Origin of the sequence: Saccharomonospora xinjiangensis XJ-54 (assembly GCF_000258175.1) — a bacterium.
Taxonomy (GTDB): domain Bacteria; phylum Actinomycetota; class Actinomycetes; order Mycobacteriales; family Pseudonocardiaceae; genus Saccharomonospora; species Saccharomonospora xinjiangensis.
This window is the reverse complement of the sequence record NZ_JH636049.1, coordinates 4,388,253-4,407,444: the sequence shown is the minus strand read 5'-3', so window position 1 is coordinate 4,407,444 and position 19,192 is coordinate 4,388,253. Positions and strand designations below refer to the sequence as shown.

Annotated in this window: 15 protein-coding genes; 9 read left to right on the top strand and 6 right to left on the bottom strand. The window is 70.6% G+C overall.

Annotated elements, in window-relative coordinates; genetic code table 11:
- The first annotated feature begins 16 nt into the window (after window positions 1-16).
- Both SACXIDRAFT_RS19975 and SACXIDRAFT_RS19970 read left to right on the top strand, forming a co-directional pair.
- Window positions 17-1,009 (top strand): alpha-ketoacid dehydrogenase subunit beta, encoded by a 993-nt coding sequence (locus tag SACXIDRAFT_RS19975; protein ID WP_006240495.1) that lies wholly within the window; start codon window positions 17-19, stop codon window positions 1,007-1,009.
- A gap of 16 nt (window positions 1,010-1,025) precedes the next feature.
- Window positions 1,026-2,324: a dihydrolipoamide acetyltransferase family protein gene (locus SACXIDRAFT_RS19970; RefSeq protein ID WP_006240494.1), complete on the top strand. Its 1,299-nt coding sequence runs from the start codon at window positions 1,026-1,028 to the stop codon at window positions 2,322-2,324.
- Between the two features lie 56 nt (window positions 2,325-2,380).
- On the opposite strand, the gene SACXIDRAFT_RS19965 is transcribed toward SACXIDRAFT_RS19970, so the two are convergent.
- A complete protein-coding gene (locus SACXIDRAFT_RS19965; protein ID WP_006240493.1) occupies window positions 2,381-2,941 on the bottom strand; it encodes a cysteine dioxygenase family protein in 561 nt (186 codons plus the stop codon).
- Between the two features lie 179 nt (window positions 2,942-3,120).
- On the opposite strand from SACXIDRAFT_RS19965, the gene SACXIDRAFT_RS19960 reads away from it, so the two are divergent.
- Entirely contained in the window at window positions 3,121-3,717 is a 597-nt protein-coding gene (locus SACXIDRAFT_RS19960) for a class I SAM-dependent methyltransferase (protein WP_006240492.1), read from the top strand.
- Between the two features lie 100 nt (window positions 3,718-3,817).
- Here the strand turns inward: SACXIDRAFT_RS19960 and SACXIDRAFT_RS19955 are convergent, their stop codons facing one another.
- Window positions 3,818-7,066 carry a S8 family serine peptidase gene (locus tag SACXIDRAFT_RS19955; RefSeq protein ID WP_408640394.1) on the bottom strand — a complete coding sequence of 1,083 codons (3,249 nt, stop codon included), beginning with the start codon at window positions 7,064-7,066 and terminating at the stop codon, window positions 3,818-3,820.
- 167 nt (window positions 7,067-7,233) lie between these two features.
- Complete coding sequence (locus SACXIDRAFT_RS19950) at window positions 7,234-8,073, bottom strand: helix-turn-helix domain-containing GNAT family N-acetyltransferase (protein WP_006240490.1); 840 nt, start codon at window positions 8,071-8,073, stop codon at window positions 7,234-7,236.
- Between the two features lie 102 nt (window positions 8,074-8,175).
- On the opposite strand from SACXIDRAFT_RS19950, the gene SACXIDRAFT_RS19945 reads away from it, so the two are divergent.
- From SACXIDRAFT_RS19945 to SACXIDRAFT_RS19920, 6 genes are all read left to right on the top strand, one after another.
- Window positions 8,176-9,522, top strand: coding sequence for an FAD-dependent oxidoreductase (locus tag SACXIDRAFT_RS19945; protein ID WP_006240489.1), 1,347 nt, complete (start codon window positions 8,176-8,178; stop codon window positions 9,520-9,522).
- Window positions 9,519-10,766: an MFS transporter gene (locus tag SACXIDRAFT_RS19940; RefSeq protein ID WP_006240488.1), complete on the top strand. Its 1,248-nt coding sequence runs from the start codon at window positions 9,519-9,521 to the stop codon at window positions 10,764-10,766. The genes SACXIDRAFT_RS19945 and SACXIDRAFT_RS19940 overlap by 4 nt, the downstream gene beginning before the upstream one ends.
- Before the next feature lie 41 nt (window positions 10,767-10,807).
- The gene (locus tag SACXIDRAFT_RS19935; RefSeq protein ID WP_006240487.1) at window positions 10,808-11,872 is read left to right on the top strand and encodes a flavin-containing monooxygenase; all 1,065 of its coding nucleotides are present in this window, start codon (window positions 10,808-10,810) and stop codon (window positions 11,870-11,872) included.
- 229 nt (window positions 11,873-12,101) lie between these two features.
- Window positions 12,102-13,526, top strand: coding sequence for an MFS transporter (locus tag SACXIDRAFT_RS19930; protein ID WP_006240486.1), 1,425 nt, complete (start codon window positions 12,102-12,104; stop codon window positions 13,524-13,526).
- A gap of 52 nt (window positions 13,527-13,578) precedes the next feature.
- Window positions 13,579-14,358 (top strand): thymidine kinase, encoded by a 780-nt coding sequence (locus SACXIDRAFT_RS19925; RefSeq protein ID WP_006240485.1) that lies wholly within the window; start codon window positions 13,579-13,581, stop codon window positions 14,356-14,358.
- Between the two features lie 228 nt (window positions 14,359-14,586).
- On the top strand, window positions 14,587-14,931 hold the full coding sequence (locus SACXIDRAFT_RS19920; RefSeq protein ID WP_006240484.1) for an RNA polymerase-binding protein RbpA: 345 nt from the start codon (window positions 14,587-14,589) through the stop codon (window positions 14,929-14,931).
- A gap of 111 nt (window positions 14,932-15,042) precedes the next feature.
- Here SACXIDRAFT_RS19920 and SACXIDRAFT_RS19915 read toward each other — a convergent pair whose 3' ends face one another.
- Genes SACXIDRAFT_RS19915 through SACXIDRAFT_RS19905 form a run of 3 tightly spaced genes read right to left on the bottom strand, consistent with a single transcriptional unit; the run spans window position 15,043 to window position 19,096 of the window.
- On the bottom strand, window positions 15,043-15,816 hold the full coding sequence (locus SACXIDRAFT_RS19915; RefSeq protein ID WP_006240483.1) for a polyprenol monophosphomannose synthase: 774 nt from the start codon (window positions 15,814-15,816) through the stop codon (window positions 15,043-15,045).
- Window positions 15,788-17,431 (bottom strand): apolipoprotein N-acyltransferase, encoded by a 1,644-nt coding sequence (gene lnt, locus SACXIDRAFT_RS19910; protein WP_040922294.1) that lies wholly within the window; start codon window positions 17,429-17,431, stop codon window positions 15,788-15,790. Before lnt ends, SACXIDRAFT_RS19915 begins: the two co-directional genes overlap by 29 nt.
- A 9-nt stretch (window positions 17,432-17,440) precedes the next feature.
- The gene (locus SACXIDRAFT_RS19905) at window positions 17,441-19,096 is read right to left on the bottom strand and encodes an amidohydrolase (protein ID WP_006240481.1); all 1,656 of its coding nucleotides are present in this window, start codon (window positions 19,094-19,096) and stop codon (window positions 17,441-17,443) included.
- Window positions 19,097-19,192: the final 96 nt, after the last annotated feature.

Below are 19,192 nucleotides of genomic sequence, written 5' to 3'. Positions count from 1 at the left end.
CCACGAAGGACTCACTGTGCCCGTCATCAGTTACCGGGAAGCGCTGCGTGAGACGCTGCGCGAGGAGTTGCGCCGCGACGACGACGTCCTGCTCATCGGGGAGGAAATCGGCGTCTTCGGAGGCTCGTACAAGATCACGGCAGGGCTGCTGGAGGAGTTCGGCGAGAAACGGGTGCGGGACACCCCGATCGCCGAGGAGGGCTTCGTCGGCGCCGCCGTCGGCGCCGCGATGCTCGGGCTGCGCCCGATCGTCGAACTCATGACGATCAACTTCTCGCTGCTGGCCCTCGACCAGATCGTCAACCACGCGGCGAAGATCTACGGCATGTTCGGCGGTCAGACCAGCGTGCCGATGGTCATCCGCACTCCGGGTGGAGGCGGCCAGCAGCTCGGCGCGACGCACTCGCAGAACATCGAGCTGTACTACGCCTTCGTGCCGGGGCTGAAGGTGGTCGCTCCCAGTACCCCTGCCGACGCGCGGGCGCTGTTGCTCGCGGCGGTGCGAGACGACGACCCCGTGCTGTTCCTGGAGAACCTCGCGCTCTACAACACCAAGGGCGAGGTGCCCGACGACCTCGGCCCCGCCGAGATCGGCAAGGCCGCGGTGACGCGCGAGGGGTCGGACGTCACGATCATCGGATACTCGCGGATGGCCGTGATCGCCACGGAGGTCGCCGACCGTCTGCACGCCGAGTCCGGTATCTCCGCCGAGGTCATCGACCTGCGCAGCCTGCGCCCCCTCGACCGCGACACCCTGGTGGCCTCGGCCCGCAAGACCGGATGCGTCGTCGTGGCCGAGGACGACTGGCTCACCTACGGCATCGGCGCGGAGATCGCCGCGTCCGTCTCGGACGGCGCCTTCGACCACCTCGACGCCCCGGTGCGGCGCGTCGCTGCGGCCGAGGTTCCCCTCCCCTACGCCAAACCCCTCGAAACGGCGGCACTCCCGTCGGCGGAGTCTCTGCACACGGCCGTGCGGGAGACGCTGGCCGCGGTCGGCCGGCGCTGACCAGATCGGACGACACATGCCTGAGATCACCATGCCCCGGCTCTCCGACACGATGGAGGAGGGCGTCATCGTCACCTGGCGCAAGCGGGTGGGCGACGAGGTCCGTCGCGGTGACGTCGTCGCCGAGATCGAGACGGACAAGGCCCTCATGGAGTTGGAGGCCTACGACGACGGCGTGCTCGAACGCCTCCTCGTCGCCGAGGGCGACCGCACTCCCATCGGAACCCCCATCGCGATCATCGGTGACGGCACCGGCGCGACCGCAGGGCCGGAACCCGGGCCGAAGCCGGAACGCACGCCCGGACCCGAGCCGGAATCCCTCTCGCCCCAGGAGGCATCGACCACCCCGGCACCGGCGAACGGAGACCGGTGCGGCGCGGAGGTAGCGCGGAGGCGGCCCAAGGCGTCGCCGCTCGCCCGCAAGATCGCTCGCGAGCACGGGATCGAGCTGACGGCCGTCGAGGGCAGCGGTCCCGGTGGCCGGATCATCCGCAAGGACGTCGAGGCCGCCATCACCGCAGCCACCAGCGCGACCACCACCGCGACCACCGCGCCCGCGCCAGTCGCCGAACCCGCCGTCGCGGACCCGGTTCCCGGTGCCGCGACGAGCGCTCCGTCCACAGCGGACTACGAGGAGATCCCGCTCACCACGATCCAGCGGGTGGCGGCCAGGCGGCTGACCGAGAGCAAGCAGCAGGCTCCGCACTTCTACCTCACCGCCGCCGTCGATGTCACGGACCTACTGGCGTTCCGTGCGACCCTCAACGACACCCTCGCAGCGTCGGGCGGCCCGAAGATCAGCCTCAACGACCTCGTTGTGAGGGCGGTCGCGGTCGCCCTGCGTGCCGACCCCTCGGTCAACGTGTCGTTCGCGGGTGACCGGGTGCTGCGGCACCGCGGCGTGCACCTCGGCGTCGCGGTGGCGGTACCGGACGGGCTGGTGGTCCCTGTCGTCCGCGACGCCGACCGCAAGAGCGTGTCCGAGATCGCCGAGGAGACGAGGGAGAAGGCGGGCCGCGCCAGGGATGGCAGGCTCCGTGCCGACGAGCTGACCGGCGGCACGTTCACCATCTCCAACCTCGGCATGTTCGGCATCGAGCAGTTCGCGGCGGTGATCAACCCGCCGGAAGCCGCCATCCTCGCCGTCGGTGCTGCCTCGGAGGAACTCCGTCTCGTCGGCGGCGAGGTCGTCACACGCTCGATCCTGCGGGTGACCCTGTCGGCCGACCACAGGGCCGTGGACGGTGCCACCGGCGCGACGTTCCTGCGACGGCTGAGGGATCTGCTGGAGAACCCGCTACGCATCGTGGTGTGAGCAACACACGCCGCCGTCCCGGGTTCGGCCCCGGGACGGCGGCGCGACCGGAGCGTTCAGCGGGCCGGGTCCAGCACCGGCAGGTCGTAGGTGCGCCGGATGCTGCTGCCGAGCCTGCGGATGTCGGCGCCGTAGATGTGCAGCGACACGGCCAGTTCGGTGCAGCTGTTGCGAACCCGGTGGATGTCGCCAGGCGGGTCGAGCGCCGACACGGCGCCGACCACGTTGATCACCGTACCGGTGCGCACGAGGCACGGGCCCGTCTCAGCCTGCCTGATCTCGTAGACCTCCTCGGTCTCCTGCCCCTCGACGACGCCGGTGACGCACCACGAGACGTGATCGTGGATCGGCGTGGCCTGCCCCGGAAGCCACACGAGCGCGACGATCGAGAAGGCGCCGTCCGGCTCAGCGTGAACGAGGTGCTGGGTGTAGTGGTCCGGATTGTGCCCGCGCAGGTGAGCGGGCAACGGCAGCCCCTCCGCCAACCGGTCGGTCAGCAGGTCCCCGACCCTGCGCGCGGACACCGACGGGTCAACCTCGCTGTGGACGGCCTTGCGCACCGAGGCCACGAGAGCCGCGAATTCGGTAGTCAGAGGCTCGCTCGTCCGCGTCGTCATGAATCCTCTCCCTTCCGTGGCGCCACCGGGATCGCCGGCGACGAGAGGGTGTGGTCCCCAGAGCATGACCAATCGGGAGCGGTCGCGAAAGATCCGTTGGTAGCCGGAGAGGCCGTCGAACGCCGCGGCGACACGCAGCGGGGTCCGGTCCGGCGATGATGCTCAGGCAGGATGAGAGCATGACGGATCGACCGAGGTGGTTCACCGAAACCAAGCCAGGCCACTCCGAGTGGTACATCGAGCGGTTCCGGACGATGGCCCGCGAAGGCGCCGACCTGGAAGGGGAAGCGCGGCTGGTGGACGCCATGGTCCCGCCCGGCTCACGCATCCTCGACGCGGGGTGCGGCCCCGGCAGGGTCGGCGGCGCGCTGCACCGTCGCGGGCACACCGTTGTCGGCGTTGACGTCGATCCGGCGCTGATCGAGGCCGCGGCCACCGATCAGCCAGGGCCGCGCTGGGTTGTCGGCGACCTCGCCACCATCGATCTCGCCTCGCTCGGTGAGGAACCGTTCGATCTCGCCGTCGTGCCCGGCAACGTGATGGTCTTCCTCGCTCCCGGCTCCGAACGCACGGTGCTGGGACGGCTGGGCGCGTGTGTGCGGCACGGCGGTCGCATCGTGATCGGCTACCGCCGCGAGGACATCTACCCCTACGACCGCTTCGACGACGACATCGCCGCCGCCGGGCTCCGGCTCGAACACCGGTTCTCCACGTGGGGGCTCGACCCGTTCACCGACGAGTCGGACTTCGCCGTGAGCGTGCTACGAGTCCGGTGACGTCCGCCCGGCGACGGCACAGGCGGCTCCCCTGCGGCACTGTCGAGTGCGCGGCGGCACTGCCGGGTGCGCGGGAATCCCCTGCGCACCCGGCACGCACTCAGTCGATCCGGTAGGCGCCGATGATGGTCTGTTCGACCCGGTTGCCCTGATCATCGACCGCGACGGCCCGCAGCGACACGTCGTCGGCGCCACGCGGCGCGGTCACCATGATCGCCTTCCCGCCGTTCGCGTGCCGCACCGGAGCCGGCTTCCAGGTCTGGCCCTCGTCGAAGGACACCTCCACCGTCAGCGCGTTCAGTGCGGGCGCGCGCCCGCTCCCGTTGCGCTGCACCGACACCGGCACCCGAACCCTCTCGCCTGCCTTCGCCACGTGGTCGTCTCCCAGTTCCGGAGCGAACCGCACCGCGAGCAGCGGCAGCACGCCGTCGCCCTCCGTGTGCTCCGACCGGAAGGTCCACTCGGCCTCGACCCGCCGCGACAGCGGGGTCAGACTCGGCCGCTCCGCCACGACCTGCGCGGTGTACTCACCCGGCTCCGGCGGCACCAGGAAGGCGTTGAAGCCGAGGTAGTCGCTCTCGCCGATCAACTCACCGTCGCGATGCAGCCGCATCCCTCCGTAGTCAAGGTCGGAGATCCCGGCGGCCATGGGGAACTGTTCGGAATGCAGTGGCAGGTAGAACCACATCCTGTCGCCGTCCCGACCCGCCCAGTCGCTGGTTCCCTCCCCCGAGGGGAAGGCAGGCCCGTACATCGGCACGTTCCACACGAGACTGTCGTTCTGCCCGCGCTCGAACGTCACGGTCCGCTGCTGGTAGACGCTTCTGCCACTCGCGGCGTCCCTCAGCCACAGTTGCGGTGTCCACGACACGCCCGGTGTGTAGTACTCGGTGAGCGAGAACGGCAGCGGGGCCGCGATCAACTCCCGCTCGCCGTGTGTGCCGAATCCCGCGTCGGTGTGCACGCTGCGCACCTCGGCGAGGTCGTCGTCGTGCACGCGGTACGCCAGCTCCGACGGCACCCTGCCCCGCTCCGACTGGCGGAGGTGGTAGGCGTAGGGGCTGCCCGAGAAGCCGCCCTGACCGTCGGCGCGCGCATGCTCGGTCTCGACGGTGAACTCGAACGTCTCGTGGCTGGTCTCCGACGGCATGACGTAGGTGTTGCGCAGGCCGTATCCCCCGATGATCATGCCCGCGCGTGGATACGCCGTCGTCTTCATGAGGTAGCTCAGCTCCACGCGACCGATCTCGGCGTCCGGCTCGTCCACCGTCACATCGACCGGTTCGGACTTCCGTGCGTCGAGCACGAGGGTCCGGTCGCGGTCCATGACGAAGGACGGTTCGACGAACGTCGTGTGATCTGTCTCCGAGCCCGGGAGGTAGCCGCTCTGAACCCCGAGGTAGTAGGTGTCCTTCGGCAGTCGCAGTGATACCGTGCCGTCCTCGTCGAGGAAGCCCTCCGACCACGGCTTGCTGTGGGAGACGAAGAAGGCGTGGGTGTCCTTCGCGCTCTCACCGTTGCGGTCGAGCACGGTGAGGTCGAGCCGGTAGCTCTCGATCTCCTGCTCGACGGCGAGCGGGGTGCGAACGCTGATCTCGTCGGCCGTGCCGGTCACGGCACCGCTGTAGCGGCCGTCGGGTCCGCCCTTGCGGGTGTCCATGGTGACGACCGCCTCGGCCGTCCCGTTCGCGGGGATCGTCAGCGTCGCGGGCTCCACGGTGAGCATTCCCGACGGTGCGGGGCCGTCCGACCCGGTCAGCTCGCCGGTGAGGTCGAGCGTGACCTCCTTGTCCGAGATGTTGGTGTAGGTGACGGTGCGGCTGATCGGCTCGTCGTCGGTGCGCGGCCACTCCACGATCCCGAACCCGAGGTTCGCGGGCGACGCGAGCACCGGCTGCCGGGCAGCGCGGGCGACGTCAACCCGCCCCGAGCCTTGTTCGAAGACGGTGAGTTCGGGATTGGGCGCGGCACTGCTCGTCAGTGCCGTCTTCAACCGGTCGGCCTTCCAGTCGGTGTGCCGCTGTGCGAGCAGCGCGGCGGCCCCTGCGACGTGCGGCGCGGCCATCGACGTGCCGGACGAGGTCGTGTAGGCGTCATCGACGGGCTCGCCCATGGCCGTGCCCTGCGCCCGCGCGGCGACGATGTCCTGCCCCGGTGCGGTGAGGTCGGGCTTGATGCCGTGGTCACCGAGGCGAGGACCGCGGCTGGAGAACCCGGCCAGGTCGTCGTCCTTGGTGACGGCGCCCACCGTCAACGCCGCGTCCGCCGATCCCGGTGCCTCCACGGAGGACTCTCCTGGGCCGCTGTTGCCCGCGGCGATCACGAACAGGGTGCCGGTCTCCTCGGTGAGCCGGTTCACCGCCTGCGCCAGCGGGCTCGTGCCGTCGTCGGAGATCCCGTTGCCCAGGCTCATGTTGACGATCCGCGCCCTGGAGGCCGACCATTCCATCCCGGCGAGCACCCAGGACTCGTGGCCGGAGCCGTTGTCGTCGAGCACCTTGCCGACAACGAGGTCGGCATCGGGCGCGACGCCGCGGCCTGCGCCGTCGCTCGCCGTGCCGTCACCCGCGATGGTTCCGGCGACGTGCGTGCCGTGCCCATGGCCGTCCGCGACGGAACCGGAACCGGTGAAGTCCTCGGTCTCCACCACGGCGCCCGCGAGGTCGGGGTGCGCGGTATCGACACCCGTGTCCAGCACCGCCACACGCACGCCCTCGCCGGTGTGCCCGTCCTGCCACACCTCCGGCGCGCCGATCTGGGGCACGCTCTCGGCCAGCGTCGCCCGCACCGGCGCGTCGAGCCACAGGTGCTCGATGTCACCGCCGGATGCCAGCATCGGGCGCACGCTGTCCCAGAACCGGGTCGCCTCGGTCTTGGCCGCCCGCAGCGCCGCACCGTCGATCGCGGCCAGCGAGCGAACCCGCTTCGCCGCGCCATCGGCGAGGGTGCGCGAGCGCACCTCAGCGGAAGCGTCCTCATAGGACACCAGCAACGGCACGTCCTTGCGGGCGCCGTCGTGGTAGCCGACCTCGGCCAGCCGGGTCACGTTGAACAGCCGCCGGTCCAGCGTGCCGTCCGCGATCAGCGGCGCGGCGTCACCGGGAATGACGTAGACGTCATCGCCTTCGAAGTACTGGGTGTAGCCGACCTTCTCGCGGCCATCGGCGAGCAGCACGTCGGCGCCGCCCCGGTCGTCCAGAACCACGCGGTCGCCCGTCACCAGCGTGACGACCGGCCCTCCAGCTCTGGCGAACCGGGTCACATCGACGTCGCCCGCGCCGGCCTCCGCCGCGAACCCGACGGGCTGCACCGCGGTCACGGCCAGCCCCACCACGGCGGCGGTCACGATCCCAGGTCTGAGTCGTTGACCTCTCACAGTCCCTCCCGCTCATCTCTCGGGCAGCCTCACGCTCCCCAAGATCAAGACGCGCAAGATCGACTCGGGTCCGGATCCGGGGGTGTGTGATCGACGAGCGGTCGAAATCGCGGGACGAACGGTCATCCGCCGCGACGCTGTCAGCCGACCGGTGAGCGGCGTTCGAGAAGGATCGTGTCGTGCCAGACACCGTCGAGCTGGGCGATGCGTTCGCGGACACCGACAGTGCGGTAACCGGCAGCGTGATGCAGGGCGATGCTCACGCGATTGCCGGTGAAGACGGAGGCCTGCAACGTCCACAGACCTCCGGCGTCGGCCTCGGTGACCTGGCGGTGAAGCAGGGCCTTGCCGACACCCCTGCCCCGGTGGCTCTCGGCGACGTAGACGGCGGTGTCGGCGACACCGGAGTAGCAGTCCCGCGCCGAGGCCGGGCTCGCCGCGGTCCAGCCGACGACGGTCCCGTCGATCTCGGCAACCCAGCGGTGGTCGGGCAGCCAGGCGGCGTCGAGGGTCGCGCGGCTGGGCACGACGGTCTCGAAGGTGGCGAGGCCACTGTCGATGCCTTCGCGGTAGATGCGCCGGACCGCAGGCCAGTCCTCGGGCCGCAGCGCGCGGACGGCGACGTCGGCAGGCAGGTTCTCGGGGCAGCACGGGCGCGGGGCGAGCAGGCCCATGACGGCGTCGGCGGCGTGGGGCAGCCCGGAGCAGCACGCTTCGTTGATCGTGACGATGCTGGAGGTGCCGCGCTTGTCGATGTGGACGAAGCCGATGTCGGCGAGTTTGCGCACGTGGTGGGAGGTGGTGGACTGGCTGGTGCCGAGGATCTCGGTGAGCGCCCCCACGGTGAGGCCGTGCCGGCGTGTGGCCACGGCATGCAGCAGCCGGACCCGCACCGGTTCGGCGAGGCAGGCGAACCAGTCCGCGTAGGTGGCGGCCTGCTCCGAGGGCAACAGCGGGACGTGGCGAGCGTCGATCGACATGCGGCGATTCTATCGAGAGGAATCGATACTTGTGTCCATCGAGTTCAATCGATAGAGTCGCGACGCATTCATCGAAGCACATCGATACGAAGGGGTTGCGCGATGACCGAGTTCCCTGTGGTGGTCGTGGGAGCGGGGCCGGTGGGACTGGCCGCTGCGGCGGAGGTGTCCGAGCGAGGACTGCCCGTTCTGGTGCTGGAACGTGGCCCCCACGCCGGGGCCGCCGTGGGGCAGTGGGGACATGTGCGGCTGTTCTCGCGGTGGGCCGAGTTGGTCGCTCCGGCCGCGCTCCGGCTCCTGGAGGCACGCGGCTGGCGGCACCCGGACGCACAGAGCTATCCGACAGGGCGGGAGTGGGTGCGGGACTACCTGGCGCCGCTGGCGGACGCGCTGGGCGAGCGGGTCAGGTTCGGCGCCGAGGTCACCGGCGTCGCCCGGCGCGGACGCGACCGCGTTGTGGACGCGGGCCGCGACTCCGAACCGCTGACCGTCCAGATCCGCACGGCCGACGGCGAACAGGACCGCGTGCTCGCGCGGGCGCTGATCGACGCCTCGGGCACCTGGGGTTCGCCGAGTCCGCTCGGCGGGGACGGTCTGCCCGCCCTCGGTGAGGAAGCCGCCGCCGACCGGATCTCCTACCGGATTCCCGACCTCGGCGACGACGCCGTGGCCGCCCGTTATGCGGGCAGGCACGTGGTGGTCGCGGGAAGCGGGCATTCGGCGCTGACAGCCCTGGTCGGTCTCGCCGAGCTCGCCGAGCGGGAACCGGCGACGCGCATCACGTGGTTGCTGCGCCGCGAGGCCGAAGGCCAGGTATTCGGCGGTGGCGAGGCCGACCAGCTCCCGGCGCGCGGCGCGCTGGGCCTGAGGGCGAAGGCTGCGGTCGAGAGCGGGCGCATCCAGGTCGTGCGCGGGTTCCGCACCGAAACCGTCGAGCGCGACGAGCACGGCACGGTGCGGCTGCGGTCCTCGGCAGGGCAGGCGGTAAAGGCGATCGACGAGATCGTGGCGCTGACCGGCTTGCGCCCCGATCTGTCGTGGTTGTCGGAGCTGAGGCTGGGGCTGGACGCGGCCTTGCAGGCGCCCGTGGCGCTCGCCCCGCTGATCGATCCGAACCTGCACTCGTGCGGCACCGTCTACCCGCACGGGGTGAAGGAACTGGCCCATCCCGAACCCGATGTGTTCCTTGCCGGAATGAAGAGCTACGGGCGGGCACCGACGTTCCTCGCCCTGACCGGCTACGAACAGGTGCGCTCGATCGTGGCCGCATTGGCGGGAGACCGGCAGGCCGCAGAACGGGTCGAACTGGTGCTGCCCGAGACCGGGGTCTGCAGCGGAGGCGGATTGGCCGATATCGCGGACACCAACGCCGCGAGCGATGACGGTGGCTGCTGCGGCGCACCAGCCGAGCCGGTGACCGTGTCGCTGTCAGCGCCGACCGGACGTTGACCGGCGAGAGCAGGACACGGGCACTCGCCGACGAGGCGGAGCCCACACCACCGGCGCGGAAGCGGTTGCGGCGGGTCCTGGTGGTGCTGTGTGCCACGGAAATCACCAGCTGGGGAGTGTTGTACTACGCGTTCCCTGTGCTGTCCGGAGACATCGCCGCCGCGACCGGCTGGCCGCCGTCCTGGTTGACCGCGGCGTTCTCGGCCAGCCAGCTTGTCGCCGCACTCGCCGGGATCGCGGTCGGGCGATGGCTGGACCGACACGGCCCCCACAGCACGATGACGACGGGTTCGGTTCTGGCTGTGGCCGCGGTCGTCGCCATCGCCCTCGCGCCGAATCCGGCGTGGTTCGCCGGAGCCTGGACGCTCGCGGGGATAGCCATGGGAGCGGTGCTCTACCCACCGGCGTTCGCTGCGCTGACCCGCTGGTACGGCCCGCGCCGGGTCCAGGCACTGACGATGCTCACGCTGGTGGCGGGCCTGGCCAGCACCGTGTTCGCGCCCCTCGCGGCCGCACTGTCGGCCTGGCTCGACTGGCGTGGCGCCTACCTGGTGCTCGCCGGGATTCTGGCGGTGGTCACCATCCCAGGACACTGGCTCGGGCTGCGGTTGCCATGGCCACCGGCGCCGCGCCCGACTTCGCGAGGAACCCGCAGCGCTGATCCCGCCCGCGTGGCGCGCAGTCGCGAGTTCGTCCTGCTGGTGCTGTCGCTGAGTGTGGCGGCGTTCGCGACGTTCGCCGTCGTCGTCAACCTGGTGCCGCTACTGGCCGAACGCGGCATCGGCACCGGCACCGCGGCCGTCGCGCTCGGACTCGGCGGCGCGGGGCAGGTCGCAGGCCGCCTCGGCTACTCCGCCCTCGTCCGGCACACCAGTGTGCGAGTTCGGACCACGGTGGTCCTGGCCGCCATGGCCGTCACCACCGCGCTGTTGGGATTGCTTACCACCGTGGCGGCGCTCATCGCGGCCTCGATTCTGGCCGGGATGGCGCGCGGGGTCTTCACACTGGTGCAGGCCACGGCCGTGACGGATCGGTGGGGAGCGACTCACTACGGACGGTTGACGGGGCTGCTGTCGGCTCCGCTGACGGTCACGATGGCGCTCGCGCCGTTCGCCGGGGCTGTCCTCGCCGGACTGCTCGGCGGATACGCCACCGCCTTTCTCCTGCTGGGAGCGCTGACCGCGATCGCAGCGCTGCTGTCCTGGGCGTCGGTTCCCGCACCGCCGCCGCACCCGTCCCCCTGATCACTGTCTTCATTCACAACAACAACGCTCAAGGAGTATTGATGCACGACGTCGTCATCATCGGTGGCGGGCAGTCCGGGCTCGCCGCGGCCCGCGCCGCCCTGCAGCACGGTCTGACCCCGGTGGTCCTGGAGGCCGGGCCTGAGCCGACGGGATCGTGGCCGCATTACTACGACAGTCTCACCCTGTTCTCCCCCGCCGAATACAGCGGCGCTCCTGGGATTCCGTTCTCCGGCGACCCGGAGCGCTATCCGGCACGCGACGAGGTCGTCGCCCATCTTCGTGATCGCGCGGCGAGCATGGACGTGGAGATCCGCACCCGGACCAGGGTCACGGCAGTCAGCACCGACAGCAGCGGGGTCTTCCTCGTCCACACCGAGGGCGGGGAACCGCTGCCCGCAGCGGGTGTCGTCGCCGCAAGCGGCTCCTTCGGCAACCCGCACCGGCCGCTCCTCACCGGGCAGGACGACTTCACCGGGCGAGTGCTGCACGTCGCCGACTATCGCAACCCCGAGCCGTTCACCGGTCAGCGCATCGTCGTGGTGGGCGGTGGCAACTCCGCGGTTCAGGTGGGCTACGAACTGGCCGACGTCGCCAAGGTCACCCTCGCCACCCGGCAGCCCATCGGCTTCGTCCCTCAGCGGCAGGGCGGGAAGGACCTGCATTACTGGCTGCGCACCACCGGCTTCGACGACCTGCCGCCGGAGTGGCTCGCCCGCATGGCGTCCAGCACTCTGGTCCTGGACGCCGGCGAGTATCGCCCCGCCCTCGACACCGGCAGACTGGACCGCCGACCGATGTTCACCGCCCTCGACGGCGACTCGGTCGTCTGGGCCGAGGGAAGCCGCGAGCCGGTGGACACCGTGTTGCTGGCCACCGGCTACCGACCCAACCTGCCCTACCTCGAAGGAATCGGGGCGGTGGCCGACGGCGTCCCCCTGCATGCCGGTGGTCTCTCCACCACGCACCTGGGCCTGGTGTACGTGGGACTGGAATTCCAGCGCTCGTTCGCCTCCAACACCCTGCGCGGCGTGCACCGCGACGCCGAGTACGTCATGAGCCCGTTGGCCGCGCACGTGCGTGGGGCGGGGCGAATCCTCGCCTGACCCCGGCGCGGGGGTGAAGTCACGAGGCGGAGCCGACCGTGGCCTCACCACGGCCTCACCACGGCCTCACCCAGCCACACCACCACACCACGGCCTCGGTCACGCCACGGTGGCCGTGCGGTGGTGTGGCGGTGACGGCCGCGTTGCCGCCCGCCGGTCGCCGCCGAGTCCCTCAGTGTGGCCGAGTAGTCTCCGCTCACCTGGAACGATCACCGAGCGAGGAGCCCGGATGAGCACCGTGGGCAGTGGTCCTTCACCTGCGGCCGACGTGCGGCAACGTCGGCGGGAACAGTGGGGCTGGTACTTCTACGACTGGGCGAACTCGACGTTCTTCACGTCGGTGATCACAGTGTTCGGCGCGCTCTACATGAGTTCGGTCGCGGCGCTGGACGCCAAGTCGCATCCGGAACGCAACGGACCCACCCCGTGCGTCGATGAGCACGGGGTGGCGAACAACCTCGTCAACTGCGACATCAGCCTGCTGGGCCTGACCTTCCCCGCAGGGTCGCTGTGGGGATATCTCCTCGCGGCCTCCACTGTCATCCAGGTGCTGATCCTGCCGATCACGGGCGCGATCGCCGACCGCAGCCAGAACAAGAAGCGCATGCTCGGCTTCTTCGCCCTCCTCGGCTCCGTCGCGTCGGCGCTGCTGTTCTTCGTCTCCGGCGACCGCTGGGAGCTCGGCGTCGCGCTGTACATGCTGGGCAACATCGGCTACGGCGCCTCGATCGTCACCTACTACTCCTTCCTGCCGGACATCGCGACACCCGACGAGCGCGACGCCGTGTCGTCGCGCGGCTGGGCCTTCGGCTACCTCGGCGGCGGGGTCGCCCTCGCGGCACAGCTCGCCTTCTACCTCAGCCGCGACGCACTCGGAGTCAGCGAGTCGCTCGCCGTCCGGATCTGCTTCCTCACCTCGGGCCTGTGGTGGGCGCTGTTTACGCTCATCCCCCTCCGCAGGCTCACCGAGCGGCAACCACCGCACGGGCCGGAGCACGGGGTCTCGGTGGTGAAGGCCGGGTTCGTCGAGCTGCGCGACACGCTGCGGGCCGCGAAGGCGTTCCCGCTGACGCTGGCGTTCCTCGGCGCGTACCTAGTGTTCACCGACGGAATCTCCACAGTGGTCTCCGTGTCGGCACAGTACGGCTCCGAGGAGCTGAAGTTCGGCAACGAGGTACTGATCGCCACCATTCTCGTGATCCAGTTCGTCGCGTACGTGGGCGGCACGCTGCACGGAATCGCCGCGCGACGCTGGGGTGCGAAGAAGACGATCCTCGCGAGCCTTCTGGTGTGGATGGTGGTCGTCGCCTCCGCCTACTTCATCGAGGCGGGCCAGCAGTTCCAGTTCTACGCGGTCGCCGCGGGCATTGGCCTTGTGCTCGGCGGCACCAACGCCCTGTCCCGCTCCCTGTTCAGCCAGATGATTCCAGCGGGCAAGGAAGCGCAGTACTACTCGCTGTACGAGATCGGCGAGCGCGGCACGTCGTGGCTGGGGCCCCTGCTGTTCGCGGGCGTGGGCCAGGCGACAGGGTCGTTCCGGTACGCGATCATCGCGCTGCTCGTGTTCTTCGTCGTCGGGTTCATCCTGGTGGCACTGATCCCCGTGCGGCGCGCGATCGCCGAGGCGGGCAACCCCGAGCCTTCCGTGCTGTGACCGGGCCGGTGTCGCGCGAGCGCCACACCGGGTGAGGATAGGGTGCTTCGTCGTGACCGCACCGCATGACGACGACACCGATCCGACCGACGCGCTCTCCCCCGTCCCCGCAGCGGCGTGGCGAAGGGACATGCCGGTGACGGGGAGGGTCAAGTTCTGCTACGGGCCGATGGACTGCGGCAAATCGACATTGGCACTGCAGATCGACCACAACCTCGCGAGGCAGGGCAGGCAAGGGCTCCTGCTCGTCAGGCACGACCGCTCCGGTACGGCGCAGATCAGCAGCCGCATCGGCATCACGCGGCAAGCCATCGAGGTCGAGGCGGGCACCGACGTGCGCGCTGTGGTGCGGCTGGCCTGGGAACGCGGCAGGCACGTCGATTACCTGATCGTTGACGAGGCGCAGTTCCTCTCGCCGCTCCAGGTGGAGCAGTTGACCGAACTCGCCGACGAGGCCTGCATCGACGTGTACTGCTTCGGGATCGCGACGGACTTCCGCAGCGAACTGTTCCCCGGAGCCCGGCGCCTCTTCGAGCTGGCCGACGAGTTGCAGCCGGTTCAGGTCGAGGTTCTGTGCTGGTGCGGACGGCCGGGCCGGTTCAACGCGCGGGTGCGCGACGGTGTCGTGCTGCGCACCGGCGACACGGTCTTCGTGGCCGACACCGCACCGGGCACTGCCACACCCGCGTCCACCGGTGAGGTGAACTCCGCCACGACACGCTCATCGACGGGAACGGCTACGGTGCGTTACCAGGTACTTTGTCGTCGGCACTTCCGTCTCGGCGAGGTGGGGCCGGACGCGTCCGGCCCTGGGCAACTCCAGTTGGCCTGACAAGCTGAATCGCCTCACCCGGACGGGGGATATCGGTAACGGGTTTGCCGTTGTCGCGTCACAGTGGCGCGTGCAACGACTCCCTAGAAAGAGCAGTTTCTGACGCGGGTGATGTCGTTCATCGTGCGTGACGACGGTGTTGTTGGGAATTCAACCGACAGCGTTCGTCGTTGCACAGGGTGAGCATCGCCCTGGCTCTCCTCCGGGAGCCGACCGAAAGGACCCATCATGGCCGACCGTGTTCTTCGTGGAAGCCGGTTGGGTGCGGTCAGTTACGAGACCGACCGCAATCACGACCTAGCCCCCCGACGTACCGTGCGCTTCAAGTGCCCCAAGGGTCACGAGTTCGAGGTGCCGTTCTCCGACGATGCGGAGATCCCAGCCGTGTGGGAGTGCAGACTGCACGGCAGCGAGTCGGAGATCATCGACGGCGGAACGCCCGAACCCAAGGAGGCGAAGCCGCCGAGGACCCATTGGGACATGCTGCTGGAGCGGCGGTCGATCCCGGAGCTGGAGGAGCTGCTCAACGAGCGGCTCACCGAGCTCAAGAACCGCAGGGGACGCACGGCGTAGCGTCCACGCACTCGATCGCACCGCCGCAGGCGAGGGCCACCCCTTCCACCGGGGTGGCCCTCGTCGTGTTCAGCCCTGTCGCCGGGTCAACGGCGCTGTCACGACGGCTTCTCAGCGGCGCACGCGCCCGTAGAGGGACCGCAGCTGGTCTGCCCTTCGCCGCAGCCCCCACTGCGCCACCTTGAGGATCGCCTCGCCGATGATCGCGCCGCTCATCTTCGACTGCCCCACCTCGCGCTCGGTGAACGTGATGGGGACTTCCAGGATGCGGAAGCCCTCCTGCGCCGTGCGCCACGTCAGGTCGATCTGGAAGCAGTAGCCCTGTGACGCGATCCGCCCCAGCGGAAGCCGTTCCAGCACGCGGCGGCGGTAGGCCCGGAACCCGGCGGTGATGTCCGCGACGGGTACGCCGAGCGCGATCCGCGAGTACAGATTGGCCACCCTCGACAGCAGCTGCCGGTGTGGCGGCCAGTTCACGAGCGCCCCACCCGGCACGTACCGGGAGCCGATCACGAGGTCGGCGTCGGTGAGGGCGTCGAGCACCCTCGGCAGGTCCTCCGGCGCGTGTGAGCCGTCGGCGTCCATCTCGACGACGGTGGCGTAGCCGCGCTCCAGCGCCCAGCGGAACCCGGCGATGTACGCGGCGCCGAGCCCCGCTTTCTCGATCCGGTGCAGCACGTTCACCCTGTCGTCGTCGCCCGCGAGTTTGTCGGCGACCTCGCCGGTGCCGTCAGGGCTTCCGTCGTCCACCACGAGCACGTGGACCTTCGGCAACACCGTGTGCAGCCTGCGCACAAGCGGCGGTAGGTTCTCCCGTTCGTTGTAGGTCGGGATGATCACCAGCACCGGGTCGGTCTCATCCGTGTGCTGTGTCCCCTCCGCCATGCTGCTCCCCTTCTGTCGCATCTGCGCGCGGTGTGGTCCTCTTCGAGTGCGACCGGAGCACGAACCCGGCGACCATGGCGGCGAGCGCGGCCCCGACCAGCGCGTACTCGGTCCACGCACCGAGTCGATCCGACAGCGTAGTCTCCTGTCGCAGGGGCACCTCGGCGACCATTGACGTGGCGGTGTAAAGGCTGGTAGAGCGGGTGACGCTGCCGTCGGGCGCCACGATCGCGCTGATGCCGCTCGTCGCGGCCACCACCACGGCCCTGCCGTGTTCGACAGCGCGGACCCGCGACATCGCGAGCTGCTGGTAACTCATCTCGCCCGGCCCGAACCAGGCGTTGTTCGTCGGCGTCACCAGCAGCTCGGCCCCTGCGGCGACGTTGTCACGGGCGACGTAGTCGTAGGCGACCTCGTAGCAGATGACCGTCCCGAGCTGGGCGCCCGCGACGTCAAGCGCGGCACCCTCGGTTCCCCACAGCATGTCCCTGGTGTCATCGACGAACGGCGTGAACCAGCGGGCGATCTCGCGCATCGGCACGTACTCGGCGAACGGGACGAGTTCCCGCTTGACGTAGTGCCCGGTGATCCCCTCGCCCGGCTCCCACACGAGCGTCGCGTTGGCGGTGAGGTCGCTTCCCGGCCGCTGGTACAGGGCACCGACGAGCAGCGGTACCCCGAACTCGTCGGCCAGCTCGTCCAGCCGGGCATCGCCACCGCGGACGTCGGTGGCCGTCTCCGGCCAGACGACGACGTCGGGACGGGGCACCTCGCCCGAGCGGATGCGTTCGAGCAGTCGCTCGCTCTCGGCGAAGTGGTTGGCGCGGATGGTGTCGCGCTGACCGAGCAGGCCGATGCCGACGTCGGGGGCGTTGCCCTGCACGACGGCGACGGTGCGGGTGCCCGACTCGGCCGCCGTGCCGACGGTCGGCCACGTGGCCAGTCCCGCGACCAGCGGGAGCACCACGGCCAGCGCGGGCGCGACCACGGCGCGCGTGAACCGGACACCGCCCTGCCTGAGCCGCACCGCAAGCTGCGCCAGCCCGAACCCGGTGACGAGCACGGCGAACCCGACGAGCGGCGCACCACCGAGCGAGGCCAGCGACAGGTAGGCGCCCTCGGGCTGGCTGAACCCGACCCTGCCCCACGGGAACCCGTTGAACGGCCAGCGCATCCGCGCCGACTCCTGCGACAGGAACACCAGCGCCTGCCACACCGGCGCGCCGGGAAGCCGCGACACGAGCGGCATCGCGGCACACACCAGTGCCAGGAATCCGGAGAGGACACCGGTCAGCGCGAGCCACGGCGCCGGCCCGAACTCGTGGCCGAGGAAGTCCTGGATCCACACGAGATGGACGAGGTTGAAAGCGATGCCGAACACGAGGCCGTAGCCCGCGGCTCCCCACGCGCGGCGGCCGTGGAGTGCGATCCCGAGCCCGGCGATCGCCAGCGGCGCCACCCACCACAGCGGGCGGGGGGCGAACGCGGCGGCGAACAGCAGACCCGAGCCCGCGGCGAGCGCGATGCGGGCGGCGAGGGGCCCACCTCGCCGGAGCGGGCTCGGACGCGGAGCGGTCACAGCAGTCGCGTCCGGCGATGAGGCCGTGGCGGTCACGCCATCACCCTAGGTCCCCGAGGCGACGGCCGACCGCGCACCGGGGCCGCCGTCGGCGCCGGTGCTGTCGTGGATCACGGTGCCGGCCCGCACCGTGCGCACGCATCGGGGCAGCGGCGAGCCGGGGTCGAGCGGCGGCAGACCGGGGACCCGGGAGCGGGGGTCGGTGGACCACCGCTGCACGCGGGTGTCGGGAGTGGCGACAACGAGATCGTCGGCCTCCCACACCGCGTAGTGGGCGGGCGCGCCGGGCACGAGGCTTCCGGTGACGCCGTCGTTGACCCCGGCGGCCCTGTGCCCGCCCCTGGTGTGCGCGTTGAACGCCGCGCGGGCGGAGATGCCGGAGCCGGGTGTGCGGTGGTGCACGGCGGCGCGCACGCCGCCCCACGGGTCGAGCGGCGTCACGGGCGCGTCGGAGCCGAACGCCAGTGACACGCCCTCGGCCGCGAGCGCGGCGAAGGGGTTGAGCGTCGCCGCCCTTGCAGCGCCGAGCCGCGTCGCGTACATGCCGTCGGCGCCGCCCCAGAGCGCGTCGAACGCGGGCTGCATGGAGGCGGTGACATTCCAGCGGGCGAGGGCGGCGGCCTGGTCTCGCGTGATCATCTCGACGTGTTCGAGCCGGTGTCCCGCCCTGGCCAGCGCCCGCTGCCCCACGACGTCCTCGGCCAGCGCGAACGCCTCGACCACCTCCGCGACGGCGGCGTCGCCGATGACGTGGAATCCGGCCTGGAGCCCGGCCTCCGTGCAGGCGACGAGGTGGTCGGAGATCGCGCGCGCGTCGTGGTAGCGCGCACCCGAGGTGCAGGGCCGATCGGCGTACGGCGCGGTCAGTGCCGCGGTGTGGGAGCCGAGCGCGCCGTCCACGAACAGGTCACCGCCGAGTCCGCGCAGCCCCAGCTCAGCCGCCAGCCGCAGTGCGGCGTCGTCGGCGAGCGCACCCCAGTACGGCACCACCTCGACGAGACCGGGTTCCCCCGCGAGGCGCAGCAGTGCGCGCAGGTCGTTCTCACCGCAGATGTCGGGGCCCGCGCACTCGTGGACGCTGACGATGCCGTTCGCGGCGGCGGCACCGAGGAACGCGCGTTGGGCTCGCTCACGCTGGTCGGGCGTGATCGCGCCGTACGCGGCCGTGCGGGCCGCGTGGTGGGCCGCACGGGTCAGCGGACCGTCCGGCGAGTACCCCTCGGTCTCGGTGATGCCGGGGGCGAGGTCGAGCAGCGCGCTGGAGACGAGTGCCGAATGCACATCGACGCGGCTGAGATAGACGGCCACGCCGCCTGCGGCCTCGTCCAGTTCGGCCCTGCTGGGAAGTCTCGTGGTGGCCCAGGACGTCTCGTCCCAGCCGTGGGCGAGCAACACCTCGCCGGGCTTCGCCGCGTCCCGCACCGCCGCGAGCAGGCCGCCCGCGTCGGCGACGGTGGTGAGGTCGAGCCCGGTGAGGTGCAGTCCCGTGTTGGTGGCGTGCACGTGGGCATCGACGAACGCGGGCGCCACGAACGCCCCGCCGAGATCGACGACCTCGGCGCCGGGATGCAGCGCCCTTCCCGGCGCGTCCTGACCGACCCAGACGACGGTGCCGTCCGTGACGGCCATGGCGGTGGCGTCGGGCGAGATCGGCGTGTGGATTCGGCCGCCCACCAGAAGCGTCGTGTTGCTGCTACTCACACCCTGAGTCTGCCACCCTCGTCGCCGCGAGAAGTTTTGCGTTCACGGGCCGATATGACAGGATATTTTCCACGAGTAGTCGAGATTGAGGAGCAG